This window comes from Rhizobium sp. 9140 (genome assembly GCF_900067135.1).
Classification (GTDB): Bacteria; Pseudomonadota; Alphaproteobacteria; order Rhizobiales; family Rhizobiaceae; genus Ferranicluibacter.
Window position 1 is genome coordinate 81,440 of sequence record NZ_FJUR01000002.1, and the last position, 12,610, is coordinate 94,049.

13 protein-coding genes are annotated in these 12,610 nt (G+C 62.8%); 5 read left to right on the plus strand and 8 right to left on the minus strand.

Annotated features, from left to right (window positions below):
• Positions 1 to 20: 20 nt before the first annotated feature.
• From GA0004734_RS17735 to GA0004734_RS17760, 6 genes are all read right to left on the minus strand, one after another.
• Complete coding sequence (locus tag GA0004734_RS17735; RefSeq protein WP_092936513.1) at positions 21 to 836, minus strand: ABC transporter permease; 816 nt, start codon at positions 834 to 836, stop codon at positions 21 to 23.
• Complete coding sequence (locus tag GA0004734_RS17740) at positions 826 to 1,782, minus strand: ABC transporter permease (RefSeq protein WP_175386644.1); 957 nt, start codon at positions 1,780 to 1,782, stop codon at positions 826 to 828. The genes GA0004734_RS17735 and GA0004734_RS17740 overlap by 11 nt, the downstream gene beginning before the upstream one ends.
• A gap of 5 nt (positions 1,783 to 1,787) precedes the next feature.
• Complete coding sequence (locus GA0004734_RS17745) at positions 1,788 to 2,783, minus strand: ABC transporter ATP-binding protein (RefSeq protein WP_092936515.1); 996 nt, start codon at positions 2,781 to 2,783, stop codon at positions 1,788 to 1,790.
• A gap of 265 nt (positions 2,784 to 3,048) precedes the next feature.
• A complete protein-coding gene (locus tag GA0004734_RS17750; protein WP_092936517.1) occupies positions 3,049 to 4,209 on the minus strand; it encodes an ABC transporter substrate-binding protein in 1,161 nt (386 codons plus the stop codon).
• Positions 4,210 to 4,327: 118 nt separating this feature from the next.
• The gene (locus GA0004734_RS17755; protein WP_092936519.1) at positions 4,328 to 5,239 is read right to left on the minus strand and encodes a LysR substrate-binding domain-containing protein; all 912 of its coding nucleotides are present in this window, start codon (positions 5,237 to 5,239) and stop codon (positions 4,328 to 4,330) included.
• Positions 5,240 to 5,305: 66 nt separating this feature from the next.
• Positions 5,306 to 5,803, minus strand: a complete 498-nt coding sequence (locus GA0004734_RS17760; RefSeq protein ID WP_092938128.1) for a metallophosphoesterase family protein — start codon at positions 5,801 to 5,803, stop codon at positions 5,306 to 5,308.
• A gap of 101 nt (positions 5,804 to 5,904) precedes the next feature.
• Here GA0004734_RS17760 and GA0004734_RS17765 point away from each other — a divergent pair, with 101 nt between their 5' ends.
• Both GA0004734_RS17765 and GA0004734_RS17770 read left to right on the plus strand, forming a co-directional pair.
• On the plus strand, positions 5,905 to 6,078 hold the full coding sequence (locus GA0004734_RS17765; protein WP_092936521.1) for a DUF2256 domain-containing protein: 174 nt from the start codon (positions 5,905 to 5,907) through the stop codon (positions 6,076 to 6,078).
• A 181-nt stretch (positions 6,079 to 6,259) separates the two neighbouring features.
• Positions 6,260 to 7,573, plus strand: a complete 1,314-nt coding sequence (locus GA0004734_RS17770; protein ID WP_092936523.1) for an MFS transporter — start codon at positions 6,260 to 6,262, stop codon at positions 7,571 to 7,573.
• 4 nt (positions 7,574 to 7,577) lie between these two features.
• Here GA0004734_RS17770 and GA0004734_RS17775 read toward each other — a convergent pair whose 3' ends face one another.
• Positions 7,578 to 8,165: a TetR/AcrR family transcriptional regulator gene (locus tag GA0004734_RS17775; protein ID WP_092936525.1), complete on the minus strand. Its 588-nt coding sequence runs from the start codon at positions 8,163 to 8,165 to the stop codon at positions 7,578 to 7,580.
• Positions 8,166 to 8,444: 279 nt separating this feature from the next.
• Between GA0004734_RS17775 and GA0004734_RS17780 the strand changes: the two genes are divergently transcribed.
• The 3 genes from GA0004734_RS17780 (at position 8,445) to GA0004734_RS17790 (ending at position 11,374) form a co-directional block, all read left to right on the plus strand.
• Positions 8,445 to 9,233 (plus strand): SDR family NAD(P)-dependent oxidoreductase, encoded by a 789-nt coding sequence (locus GA0004734_RS17780; RefSeq protein ID WP_092936527.1) that lies wholly within the window; start codon positions 8,445 to 8,447, stop codon positions 9,231 to 9,233.
• Positions 9,234 to 9,270: 37 nt separating this feature from the next.
• Entirely contained in the window at positions 9,271 to 10,257 is a 987-nt protein-coding gene (locus GA0004734_RS17785) for an acrylyl-CoA reductase (NADPH) (protein ID WP_092938130.1), read from the plus strand.
• 526 nt (positions 10,258 to 10,783) lie between these two features.
• Entirely contained in the window at positions 10,784 to 11,374 is a 591-nt protein-coding gene (locus GA0004734_RS17790) for a TetR/AcrR family transcriptional regulator (RefSeq protein WP_092936529.1), read from the plus strand.
• 215 nt (positions 11,375 to 11,589) lie between these two features.
• Here the strand turns inward: GA0004734_RS17790 and gnd are convergent, their stop codons facing one another.
• Positions 11,590 to 12,600: a phosphogluconate dehydrogenase (NAD(+)-dependent, decarboxylating) gene (gnd, locus tag GA0004734_RS17795; protein WP_092936531.1), complete on the minus strand. Its 1,011-nt coding sequence runs from the start codon at positions 12,598 to 12,600 to the stop codon at positions 11,590 to 11,592.
• Positions 12,601 to 12,610 lie beyond the last annotated feature (10 nt).

Here is a 12,610-nt window from a genome sequence, read left to right on the forward strand (position 1 = left end):
ATCTCCTGTTCAGGTTCGTATCATTTGCCCGCGCCGGCAATGCGGTCGCCATCGCGGGTGAGGAAGTAGGCGGCAAGGATGGGCAAAAGCGTCACCAGCACGACGACCATGGCGACCACATTGGTCACCGGCCGCTGGCGCGGACGGATCAGCTCTTCCAGCATCCAGATCGGCAATGTCGATTGCTGTCCGGCGGTAAATGTCGTGACGATGACCTCGTCGAAGGACAGCGCGAAGGCGAGCATGCCGCCGGCCAGAAGCGCTGTCGCGATGTTCGGCAGGATGACGTAGCGAAACGTCTGGAAGCCATCGGCCCCGAGATCCATGGACGCTTCCACCAGCGAGCCCGACAGGCGGCGAAAGCGGGCGACAGCATTGTTGTAGACGACGACGATGCAGAACGTGGCATGGCCGAGCACGATGGTGAACAACGAGAACGGAATATCCGCCATCGAGAAGGCCGACCGGAGCGCGATGCCAGTGATGATGCCTGGCAGGGCGATCGGCAGGATGACGAGCAGCGACACTGCCTCGCGTCCGAAGAAGGCGGAGCGGGAAACGGCGGCGGCGCAGAGCGTGCCGAGCACGAGGGCGATGGCCGTCGCAAGGCTCGCCACCTTCACCGACAGCATGAGCGCCGCCCAGACATCCGGCCGGTTCCAGGTGACGGCAAACCATTGCAGCGTCAGCCCCGGCGGCGGAAAGCGATAGCTCTTCTCCTCGGTGGTAAAGGCATAGAGGAAGATCAGCAGGATCGGCAGATGCAGGAACAGCAGGCCGACACAAGCCGAGATCTTCAGGGGTAGCGGCGCCCGGTCGAGACGGTCAGAGCGCATCGAAAGCTCCCATGCGGCGGGCGGCCCAGAGGTAGGCGCTCATGATGACGATGGGGACCAGCGTGAAGGCGGCAGCGAGGGGCAGGTTGCCGGCGGTGCCTTGCTGCGCATAGACCGCCTGCCCGATGAAGAGGCGGGAGGAGCCGATGATCTGCGGGATGATGTAGTCGCCGAGCGTCAGCGAGAAGGTGAAGATGGAGCCGGCGACGATACCCGGCAGCGCAAGCGGCAGCAGTACATGACGAAACGTCTGGCGCGGACGGGCGCCGAGATCGGCCGAGGCTTCGACAAGACTGCCGGATACCCGTTCGAGCGCCGCCTGTATCGGCAGGATCATGAAGGGCAGCCACACATAGACGAAGACCATGAAGGTGCCTGTATAGCTGACCGAGAGCGAGTTGCCGCCGATAAAGGGTATCGCGAGCCAGGCATCGAGAAGCCAGATGAGATGCAGCTTTGTAAACAGCCAGGTGAGAATGCCCTCCTTCGCAAGGATCAGCTTCCAGGCGTAGATCTTCACGAGGTAGCTCGACCAGAGCGGCAGCATGACACCGAGATAGAAGACGGCCTTCCAGACGCCCTGCGCATAGCGCGCGGCATAGTAGGCGATGGGAAAGGCGATGACGATCGAGGCCAGCGTCACGCTCGCTGCCATCAGGACGGTGCGCAGGATGATGTCGAAATTCGCGTCCGAGAAAAGCTGCCGGTAGGTGGCAAGCGTCGGCTCGTAGGTCACAAGGCCGGAGAAATCGTCGATGGCGAAAAGGCTCTGGGCGAGGAAGATCGCGAGCGAGCCGAGATAGACGACGCCGAGCCAAAGGAGCGGCAGGCAGAGAAGCAAGGCCAGAAACAGCTTGGGGTGCCGCCAGAAGATATCTGAAAGGCGACCCGTCCCAGGCCTGCCCGGGGTCATCGTCGCATTGCCCTGGTGAACCTGCGAGGCCATCGCCATCAGGCTTCCTCCATCACGTGGAGGTCCTGCCGGTCGAAGGCGAACGTTATGGGTATGCCGTTGGCGGGAACGGGCGTGCCGGCCGGGAGCGATGCGACGATACGCTGGCCGCCGCAATCGAGCGTCAGCCGGTTGATCGGGCCGAGAAAGCTCGCGGCAATCGGCACGCCGGTGAGCCCCAGCTGATCATCGGCGGGCGTTCCGAGCAGGATCGACTCCGGACGCAGGCTGGCGGCGGGGGCGTCGAGGCCAAGCCGCTGGCATTGTTCGCGGGAGAGAACGTTGGAGGAGCCGACGAAATCGGCGACGAACCGCGTCTTCGGGCGGCGGTAGATCTCTTCGGGCGTCCCCACCTGTCGCACCTTGCCCTCTTGAAAAACGGCCACCCGGTCGGCCATCGACAGGGCCTCGCTCTGGTCGTGGGTGACGAAGATGAAGGTGAGGCCGAGCGTCTTCTGAAGGGTCTTCAGCTCTTCCTGCATCTGCTCGCGCAGCTTCAGGTCCAGCGCGCCCAGGGGTTCGTCCAGCAGCAGCACGCGTGGCCGGTTGACGAGCGCCCGGGCCAGAGCCACGCGCTGGCGCTGGCCGCCGGAGAGCTGGCCGGGTTTGCGCGCGCCATAGCCGGGCAGGGCGACCATCGCCAGCGCTTCCTTCGCCGCCCGCCTCCGCTCGGTCTTCCCCATGCCCTTGACCATCAGCCCGTAGGCGACGTTGTCGAGGATGGAGAGGTGCGGAAACAGCGCGTAGTCCTGAAAGACCGTGTTAACGTTGCGCCGGTAGGGCGGCACGCCTTCCGCCGTCTCGCCAAAGATCTCGATATGGCCGGATGTCGGCTGCTCGAAGCCGGCGACGAGCCGCAGGCAGGTCGTCTTGCCGGAGCCCGAGGGGCCGAGCATGGCGAAGAACTCGCCGTCCGCAACCGCGAGATCGACGCCATCGACGGCGCGCACGCTGCCGAAATGGCGCGAGACGTTTTCGAAGAGGATGGCGGTCATTGTGGCTCCATTGGGCAAGGACGAATGTCGTGACGGTGTGCCGTGTCCGTGGTCTGCGGGGGGGGCGGGAGGCGCCTTGTGCAGTGGTCGATGGCGCCATCTTCACGCGTACCAGACCCGCGACGTCATCCTCGGGCTTGTCCTGAGGATCTGAGCCCTTCATCGGGAAATCGACGTTATGCGCGGTCGCTTTCAGCAGATCCTCGGGACAAGCCCGAGGATGACGGAGGAGAGAGAGATGAGGCGGTCGGCATGCTGTCTCGCGTCACCGCCCGCCAATGACGCCGATATAGTCGGACACCCAGCGGTGGTAAGGCACGCATTCGCTCTGGCCGGCGCATTTGGCAACCGGCGTCTTCCAGAACTTCACCTTGTCGAAGTTCTCGTAGCCATTGGTCTTGCAGCCTTCGTCCGTCAGCAGCGCATTGCCTTTGCAGGCAGCGCCGACGGAAGGATTGGCGCCGAACCAGGCGGACACATCGCCCTGAACCTTGGGCGAAAGCGAATGCTCCATCCACATATAGGCGCAGTTCGGGTGGGCGCTTTCGGAGGACAGCATCGTCGTATCGGCCCAGCCGGTCGTGCCTTCCTCCGGGAAGACGGCGGCGATCGGCTGCTTTTCGGCCGTCAGCAGATTGACCTGAAACGGCCACGAGCCGGAGGCGACAACGCCTTCGTTCTTGAAGTCGTCGATCTGGATCATGGCGTCGTGCCAGTAGCGGCCGACCAGCGTGCGCTGGACACGAAGAATATCGAGTGCCGCCTTGTACTGTTCCTCGTTCAGCTCGTAAGGGTCCTTGATGCCGAGTTCCGGCTTGTGCGCCATCAGGTAGTTGGCGGCGTCCGCGACGTGGATCGGCCCGTCATAGGCCTGAACGCGGCCCTTGTTGGACTTGCCGTCCGGCAGGGTCATCTCCTCGAAGACCACCTTCCAGCTTTTCGGCGGTTCACCCTTGAACGCCTCGGTATTGTACATCAGCACGTTCGGACCCCAGACATAGGGGGTGCCGTAGTGGACGCCCTTGACCGTGTGCCAGGGTGCATCCTGCATGCGGGCATCCAGCGTCTTCCAGCTGGGAATGAGGTCGGTGTTCACCGGCTGCACACGCTTGCCGGCCACAAGACGGAGTGACGCGTCGCCGGATGCGGTGACGAGGTCAAAGCCGCCTTCGTTCATCAGCGCGACCATTTCGTCGGAGGTCGCGGCTGTCTTCACCGAGACCTTGCAGCCGCTCGATTTCTCGAAATCTGTAACCCAGTCATAGGCTTTGTCGGTCTCGCCGCGCTCGATATAGCCGGCCCATGCCACGATCGACAGTTCGCCTTCGCCCTTGCCAAGCGTCTTCAAAGGCTCCTGTGCAATGGCGGACGTGGCAAAGGCAAGCGAGAGGGCAAGGGTGGTGCAGGACTTCAGAATCTTGATCATCTGTGGTCTCCCGGTTCGGCCGTTGTTCGGCTCGTCTGTTCCCGGAAAGAAAGGTGCCGCGCTTCTGCCGCATTCGCAAATTCATTAAACAGATAGCCGGTATCGGTTTTACCGAAAGCTAGTTGCGTCCGCGCCCGCTGCGCAGATTTTCCACGACGCCGATGAAATCACGCGCGGACTGTGGCAGGCTCGATCCTTTCCGCCAGACCATTCCGACCTGCACCACGGGCAGGGCGCCGGACACGTCGCGGCTTTCGATCCGGTCGCCTTCCAGAGACCAGGGCCGATAGACGAGATCCGGCAGGAGCGCGATACCGGCGCCGGTGGCAACAAGGCTGCGCACGGCTTCCACCGAGCGGGTGCGGAACGCCACATGCGGACGGGCGCCGAGGGCAGCGAGCAGTTTGCCGGTGTTTTCCTCGATTTCGTCCACCGTCAGCATGATCAGCGGCTCCTGCGCGACATCCGATATCGAAATGATATCGGCCGAGACGAGCCGATGGCCGAGCGGCAGCCAGAGCCTGTAGGGCGAGGTCTCGATGATCTCCGCCTGCAGCGCCATGCGATCGCGCAGGTTGGAAATGACCATCACGGCGACATCGAGCTCGCCGCCGACGAGAAGATGTTCGAGATAGGAACCGTTGTCCTCTATCGCGCTGACATCGACCGAGGGGAATGCCCGGCGATAGCGCGCCAGAAGATCCGACAGAACATAGCCCGCCACCAGCGACGTCACGCCGAGATTGAGCTTGCCCGTCGCGGCTTCCGGTGTTTCGGCAAACGAGCGGCGGGCATCTTGCACGCCTGCCAGGATCTTCGTCGCATGGCGCAGAAACTGGTGCCCGTTATGGGTGATATGCAGGCCGCGCGGATGCCTGTCGAAGAGCGCCACGCCGAGATCGCTTTCAAGTTCCTTGATCGCTTCGGTGATCGAGGATTGTGAGATGGACAGATTCTGTGCCGCCCGGGTGACAGACCCCTGTTCGGCAACGGCAACGAAGAACTGAAGCTGGCGGAGCGTGAAGGCCATCCCTTGGTTATCGGGATGTGGCTGCGGCTTGGCAAGTCCTGCGGTGACCGGAACGGTACGCTTGTCTTACGGGTTTGTCCCCCGTCCGATGAGCAGCTCGGACAGCGTCACCGGCCGCAGCCCTTGTGCATCCACGCCGACATCGAACTGCCGCAGCATCGGCTTCAGGCGTCCGTGCGAATGCCCATGGAGATCGATCGATTTCTTGCCCATCTTATTCCAGGTGCGGAACGCGTAGTGGCAGAGAATCAGATGTTGACCGTCGAGAAGGATCTCTGCATAGGCCTGAACACTCGACCAGCCTTTCGCTGCGGTCGTCGTTTCCGGATCGTTGTTGCCAATGATGAGGTGCTTGCGGCCATTCAAGGCGTCGAGCAATGCCGCGCAGTCGCCCCGCGGCGAGATGACGTCGCCCAAATGCCAGACCTCGTCATCCTCTCCGACGATGGCGTTCCAATTTGCGATCAGAGCAGCATCGTGGTCGGCCATTGTGGAAAACGGGCGGCGGTCGATGCGCAGGACGCGCGGATCGCCGAAATGCGTGTCGCTGGTAAAGTAGATCATCGGCATGATCTGGCGCCGGTGCGGACGAGATCAACCCGTTAAAAGCCCGTCGATGGTCGTGCCGCTTGACCCAAGTGGATCAGCGCCACACGTTCCAGCCTATGAAAGAACCGCGCTACACGAAATCCAACCTTCCCCAGAAGATCTGTGCCGCCTGCGGACGACCATTCGCATGGCGCAAGAAGTGGGCGCGCGACTGGGACGACGTCAAGACGTGCTCGGAACGTTGCAAGGGGGAACTGCGTCGGAAGACATCAGCAGGGTCACCCGCGTAAGCGAGCTTGGCACGTCCTGAATGGCGCGCGGCGCTCCTGGAAAACGCATGTTCGGGCGATTACGCCACGCCCACCGGACTATACTCCGCGGCAGGCTCGTCTATAGAGTCTCGCAGGAATGCGCAGATCTTTCCGCTCTCGGCGGAGATCTGCCTTTGCGCTGCGGAATGGGGATGGCGATATGGCGTCGATGACGATGGATGAAGCGCTGGATCGTGCCGGCACGGGTCGGTTCCAGCGCAGGCTGCTCGGCGTGTTCGGTCTCGTGTGGACGGCCGATGCCATGCAGGTGCTCGCCGTGGGTTTTACGGCTGCCTCCATCGCGGCAACCTTTGAACTGACCGTGCCGCAGGCGCTGCAGACGGGGACGCTGTTCTTCCTCGGAATGCTCATCGGCGCCGTTGTCTTCGGGCGGCTCGCGGACCGTTGGGGTCGTCGGCGCGTGCTTCTGCTCACCGTCGCCTGTGACGCCGTGTTCGGGACGCTCTCGATTTTCGCGCCGGATTTCACGAGCCTGCTGGCCTTGCGGTTTCTCACCGGCGTCGCGGTCGGTGGCACGCTGCCGGTCGATTACGCCATGATGGCGGAGTTCCTGCCGGCGCGAAACCGCGGCCGCTGGCTCGTCATGCTGGAAGGCTTCTGGGCGGTGGGCACGCTGGTGATCGCGCTCGCTGCCTGGGCGGCAAGTGTCGCCGGCGTGGCGGATGCCTGGCGCTACATCTTCGCGGTCACCGCGCTGCCGGCCATCATTGGCGTCGGCCTTCGCGTCTTCGTGCCGGAATCGCCCTACTACCTTCTGCGTGCAGGCCGGACGGAGGACGCGAAAGCTATCGTCAACCGCATGCTGGTGATGCATGGCAAGCTTGCTCTCACGGCCGGCGAACGGCTGGTCGCGGCGCCGAAAACAGCGTCCGAAGGCGTCTTCTCGCCACCCTTGCGCCGTCGCAGCCTGCTGATCCTCGCCGTCTGGTTTCTGGTCTCCGTTTCCTATTACGGCATCTTTACATGGATGCCGGCGCGCCTTGCGAGCGAGGGCTTCGGCTTCGTGCGCGGCTATGGTTTCCTGGTGTTCGTGGCTCTGGCGCAGATCCCCGGCTATGCACTCGCCGCTTTTGGTGTGGAGCGGTGGGGACGGCGGCCGACGCTGATCGGCTTCTGCCTTCTCTCCGCGCTCGGCTGCCTGCTGTTCGTCCTGTCTCCGGACGATGTTCTGATCGGGGCGTCGCTGCTTGTGATGAGCTTCGCCCTGCTTGGAACATGGGGTGCGCTTTATGCCTTCACCCCGGAACTCTACCCCACGGCCTCCCGCGCCACCGGCATGGGTGCCGCAGGCGCGGTCGCGCGGCTCGGCGGCCTCATCGCTCCGACGCTGATGACCTTCGTCGTGACCTTCGGGGTCGGTGTGGCGGTCGGGCTCTTTGCAGCGCTCCTCGTCTGCGCCGCTTTCGCGGCCCGCCTGATCGATGCGGAAACGCGGCAGGCATCGCTCGCCTGAAGCGTTATCGGCAAAGCAGTCCGTCAGACGCCTTGGCCTCGGAAACCCCGCCCTCCGCCTTGATCCAGGCGCGCGTTTCCCGAAGCACCTCGTCGGAAAGCTCGGGATCAACGATGGCGCGGGAGAGAATGATCGCGCCGACCATCGCGGCCCAGCTGCCGATGACGGCCCGTCGCATTTCAGGACTCGTGTCGCCATCCTCCGCCCGGCTCATGCGCGCAATCTGTGTCTGCAGGCCTTCTGTAATTGCGGTCCGCGCCGCGGTACCCTGATGACGGCTTTCGGCGCTCAAGCCGGCGATCGGGCAGCCGGCGCCTGGATTGTCGCGATGACGCGGGGTAAGATACTGATCCAGATAGGCCGCGATATCCTGCGTCTCGTTCACCTGCGCGCGGAAGGTGCTGGCCAAGGCTTGGGCCACCAGATCGTCTTTCGAGGTGAAGTGGCCGTAGAACCCGCCATGCGTAAGGCCGGCGGCCTTCATCACCTCGGAGACGGTGACCGCCTCGAAACCCTTTTCCCGAAACAGCCTGCTGGCCGCATCCAGAATCCGCAGGCGGTTTTCCGCCATCTGTTCCCGACTGACCTTCATGTCGATCGTCTCCCCAGTCCTTGCCGCACATCGCCGTGCCGGCAGCAATCATGATTGTTGTCATCATTGTAAAGGTTGCAACCTGCGAAGGCAATGGCCGGCCTTTGGTGCTTGCAACCGTATTTCCCGCCGGGCACCTCGTCGGCGCACCTCGTCGACACGGACACCGAAGAACGGTCTCCCGAACAAAGCCATTGACAGTTTCATGATGATCATCATAAATAATCCGCAGATGACCATCGTCATCATTAGAACCTATTCGCAAAGCGAGAGTGCATCTTGTCCAAACTCCCAGCAGTTCTCATCACCGGCGCATCCACCGGTATCGGCGAAGTCTATGCCGAGCGTTTTGCCCGTCGCGGCCATGACCTCGTTCTTGTCGCTCGCAACAAAACCCGGCTCGATGCCGTTGCGGCGCGGCTGATCCAGGAAACCGGCGTCGCCATCGATATAATTCAGGCCGACCTTACCCTCGTCTCCGACCTCGAAATCGTCGAGGCGCGTCTCCGCGACGATACGACGATCGGCGTGCTGATCAACAATGCCGGCGGCAATCTGCGCGGCGGCTTCCTCACCCAGACGCCGGACGACGTGGCCCGGCTTGTGGCTTTGAACACGACCGCCGTCGTTCGTCTGGCTAGCGCCGTCGCACCGCGCTTTGCCGAAGCCGGTACGGGTGCTATCGTCAATATCTCGTCGGTCGTGGGCCTTGCACCCGAATTCGCCATGTCGGTCTATGGCGCCACCAAGGCTTTCGTCACCTTCCTGTCGCAGAGCCTCAGCGTCGAGCTCGGACCGAAGGGCGTCTATGTCCAGGCCGTGCTTCCCGCCGCCACCCGCACCGAGATCTGGGAGCATTCCGGCATCGACGTCAATACGATGAGCGGCGTCATGGAAGTCGCAGAACTGGTCGATGCCGCGCTTGTCGGCTATGATCGCCGTGAAGCCGTGACCATCCCGCCGCTGCCCGATGCTGCCCAGTGGGAAACCTATCAGACGGCACGTCAGGCGATGCTTCCCAACACCCGGCAGGAGCATGCTGCCGAGCGCTACCGCACTGCGGGCTAAGGTGCATGCCGACATTGTCTTCAACAGGAACACCAAAATGACATTCAAAGCTTTGCTTACCACCAAGGATGGCGATGTGTTTTCCACGAGGGTTGTTGACCTCACCGAAGCCGACCTTATGGACGGCGATGTGACGGTGGACGTGGATTACTCGACCGTGAACTACAAGGACGGGATGGCGATCACCGGTCGCGTTCCGGTCATCGAGCGCTTCCCGCTCGTGCCGGGCATCGATCTCGCAGGAACGGTATCGGCGTCGTCGCATCCCGATTTCAAGGTTGGCGACCGCGTTGTCGCCAATGGCTGGGGCCTGAGCCAGAGCCATCATGGCGGCTATGCCCAGAAGGCGCGGCTAAGCGGCGATTGGCTGGTCAAGCTTCCCGACACGCTGTCGACCAAAGATGCCATGGCCATCGGCACGGCCGGCTACACCGCCATGCTCTCCGTACTGGCGCTCGAACATGGCGGCATCACGCCTGACAAAGGCGATATCCTCGTGACCGGTGCCAATGGCGGCGTCGGATCGGTCGCCATCACGCTCCTGTCCGGCCTCGGATATCGCGTTGTTGCGTCCACCGGACGCCTCGAGGAGGAAGCCTATCTTCGGGAGCTCGGGGCAGCCGAAGTCATCGACCGCAAGACGCTTTCGGAGCCGGGTGCGCCCGTCGCGACACCGCGCTGGGCCGGCGCCATCGACAGTGTCGGTAGCCACACATTGGTGAATGTGCTGGCGCAGACGAAGTACCGCGGCATCGTCACGGCCTGCGGCCTGGCCCAGGGCCGCGACCTCCCGGCAACGGTTCTGCCGTTCATCCTGCGCAACATCACGCTTGCCGGTATCGACTCGGTCAACGCCCCGCAGGTCGTACGCCTTCAAGCCTGGGAGCGCCTCGGGCGCGATCTCGATTTGAAGAAGCTTGCGCGGACGACGACAGTCATCGGACTTGAGCAGGTGCCAGCTGTCGCCGAGAGCATTCTGGGCGGGCATGTTCAAGGCCGCACGATCGTGGACGTCAATCTCTAAACCAAACCGCCGGCCTTTTCGGGGTCGGCATTCAAAAGCGACAAAGGCCGCGTGTCGATGACGACGCGCGGCCTTTGTTCATCTGGGATCGTTGGATGATCTCGAGGTATCGCAGACGACCTACCGCCCTCGACCGAATGTTTCGCGGCAGAGTGCGGCAGGGAAATATGCGGACGACCGACTGGGCGATGGAGGATTCCGCGACGCCGCGGAATTGCCGATGCCTGCATTGTTGACGAAGAGGTCAATCTTGCCTGCCCGCGCAACGACATCCGCGCCAAACGCGGTAGAGGAAGCGTCGCACCCCAGAATTGTCACGCCCCCGGAACCGTCGTTGTTAATTTTCCGGCTGGTTCCAAAAACGACAAAGCCGGCTCAGGCAAGGCCTTTGGCGGTGGCGTCGTCAACCCACGGGATGCACCCCTTACGATAACCGCCCCGCATTTCAGCGCCGGAGGCTGTTGTCTTACCGGATTAAATTGATATGATTACGATCATAATTACATAGCAATATAAGGGACGCGTCATGCGATATGAAAAAGGCCGGAAGGATGCCTCGCGCCGCCGGATCATGGATGTTGCTGTCGATCGGTTCCGCACCAATGGAATTGCCGGCTCCGGCCTCGCCGCGATCATGAAGGATGCGGGGATGACCAATGGGGCTTTCTATCCGCACTTTCCTTCCAAGGCCGATCTGGTGCGGGAGACCGTTTCGGATGCTCTGAGCCAGCAGGCCACCTGGCTGCGCGGTGTGTTGGACGAAGGCGGCCTCGACCGTATCGTCGATATCTATCTCTCGCCCGATCACCGCGACGAGCCGGGGAAGGGCTGCGCCTCTGCAGCACTCCTTCCGGAGCTTTCCCGGCAGCCGGAGGAAACGCGCGGCATGTATGCCGAGCAGTCCCGTGTCCTCGTGCTCCAGCTTGCGGAAGCGCTTCCGGCAGATGTCGAGAACAGGGAAGACGTGGCGACGGCGATCTTCGCCTTGCTGATCGGAACGCTTCAGCTCTCACGCGCTGTCGATGCCAAGGTCTCGGATCGCATCCTGCAGGCTGGAAAAGACGCGATCGGCGTTCTGGTCGGCCGTTCGCGCATGTCCGCCTCTGACGTGGATTAACCTCGAGTTCCTCATGAAGACCGGGCGCAACATCGCCCTCAAAGATACGCCCAATGCCGTATCGACGGACGCAGCAGACCGAAATTAACGCGCGAAAGCCTTTGTCGAAACAAGCCGCGCCAAGGGCAAGGGCTTGATCAAGTTCGGATCGTACGTTCAAGATGATCGTAGCGGGTTTGGGATACCTTGCCCGCTACGGTTGGTTCTAGCGGCGATCAGCTTTTCGGTTTTTCGTGGTGACCGCCGAAGGCGAAGCGCATGGCCGACAGCAGCTTGTCGCCGAACTCGGCTTCGCCCTGCGAGGTGAAGCGCTGGTAGAGCGCAGACGAGAGAACAGGCACGGGCACACCGGTGTCGATCGCCGCCTTGACCGTCCAGCGGCCCTCGCCGGAGTCCGACACTCGGCCGCTGAACCCCGCGAGTTCCGGATCGGTCTTCAGCGCGCCTGCCGTAAGATCGAGCAGCCAGGAACTGACGACGCTGCCATGGCGCCAGACTTCGGCGATGGCGGCGAGATCGAGATCGAACTGATAGTATTTTGGCTGTTGCAGCGGGCTGGTTTCCGCATCGGCGGCGCGATCGGCCTTGCCGGCATTGGCCGCTTTCAGAAGGTTCATACCCTCCGCATAGGCCGCCATCATGCCGTATTCGATGCCGTTATGGACCATCTTGACGAAGTGGCCGGAGCCGCTCGGTCCGCAATGGAGATAGCCGCGATCCGCGGTCTTCATGTTCTCGCTAACGTCGGCCGGATCGATATCGCCGCCCGGCGCGAGCGTCGCGAAGATGGGGTCGAGGTGGCGCACGGCATCGTCCGGCCCGCCGATCATCAGGCAATAGCCGCGATCCAGACCCCACACGCCGCCGCTCGTTCCCACGTCCACATAGTTTAGCGATCGGGCCGAGAGGCGCTCGGCGCGGTCGACGTCGTCGTGGTAGAAGGAGTTGCCACCGTCGATGATGATGTCGCCTGGCACCATATGGGCTGCCACGCGCTCGAGGTTTTCATCGGTGATCGCCGCCGGCAGCATCAGCCATACCGCGGCCGGCTTTGCGAGCTTCGCCACCAGCTCTTCCACAGAGGTGGCACCAACAGCGCCTTCTGCAACGAGGGCCGCGACACTCGCCGGGTTGATGTCGTAAACGACGCATTCATGGCCCCCGCGCAGCAGGCGGCGCACCATATTGGCGCCCATCCTGCCCAGTCCCATCATTCCGATCTGCATTGGATTGAAA

Bases quoted from the DNA above. Each gene is read 5' to 3' on its own strand.
- GA0004734_RS17735 (WP_092936513.1), bottom strand. From the start codon at position 836: ATGCGCTCTGACCGTCTCGACCGGGCGCCGCTACCCCTGAAGATCTCG.
- GA0004734_RS17740 (WP_175386644.1), bottom strand. From the start codon at position 1,782: ATGGCCTCGCAGGTTCACCAGGGCAATGCGACGATGACCCCGGGCAGG.
- GA0004734_RS17745 (WP_092936515.1), bottom strand. From the start codon at position 2,783: ATGACCGCCATCCTCTTCGAAAACGTCTCGCGCCATTTCGGCAGCGTG.
- GA0004734_RS17750 (WP_092936517.1), bottom strand. From the start codon at position 4,209: ATGATCAAGATTCTGAAGTCCTGCACCACCCTTGCCCTCTCGCTTGCC.
- GA0004734_RS17755 (WP_092936519.1), bottom strand. From the start codon at position 5,239: ATGGCCTTCACGCTCCGCCAGCTTCAGTTCTTCGTTGCCGTTGCCGAA.
- GA0004734_RS17760 (WP_092938128.1), bottom strand. From the start codon at position 5,803: ATGATCTACTTTACCAGCGACACGCATTTCGGCGATCCGCGCGTCCTG.
- GA0004734_RS17765 (WP_092936521.1), top strand. From the start codon at position 5,905: ATGAAAGAACCGCGCTACACGAAATCCAACCTTCCCCAGAAGATCTGT.
- GA0004734_RS17770 (WP_092936523.1), top strand. From the start codon at position 6,260: ATGGCGTCGATGACGATGGATGAAGCGCTGGATCGTGCCGGCACGGGT.
- GA0004734_RS17775 (WP_092936525.1), bottom strand. From the start codon at position 8,165: ATGAAGGTCAGTCGGGAACAGATGGCGGAAAACCGCCTGCGGATTCTG.
- GA0004734_RS17785 (WP_092938130.1), top strand. From the start codon at position 9,271: ATGACATTCAAAGCTTTGCTTACCACCAAGGATGGCGATGTGTTTTCC.
- GA0004734_RS17790 (WP_092936529.1), top strand. From the start codon at position 10,784: ATGCGATATGAAAAAGGCCGGAAGGATGCCTCGCGCCGCCGGATCATG.
- gnd (WP_092936531.1), bottom strand. From the start codon at position 12,600: ATGCAGATCGGAATGATGGGACTGGGCAGGATGGGCGCCAATATGGTG.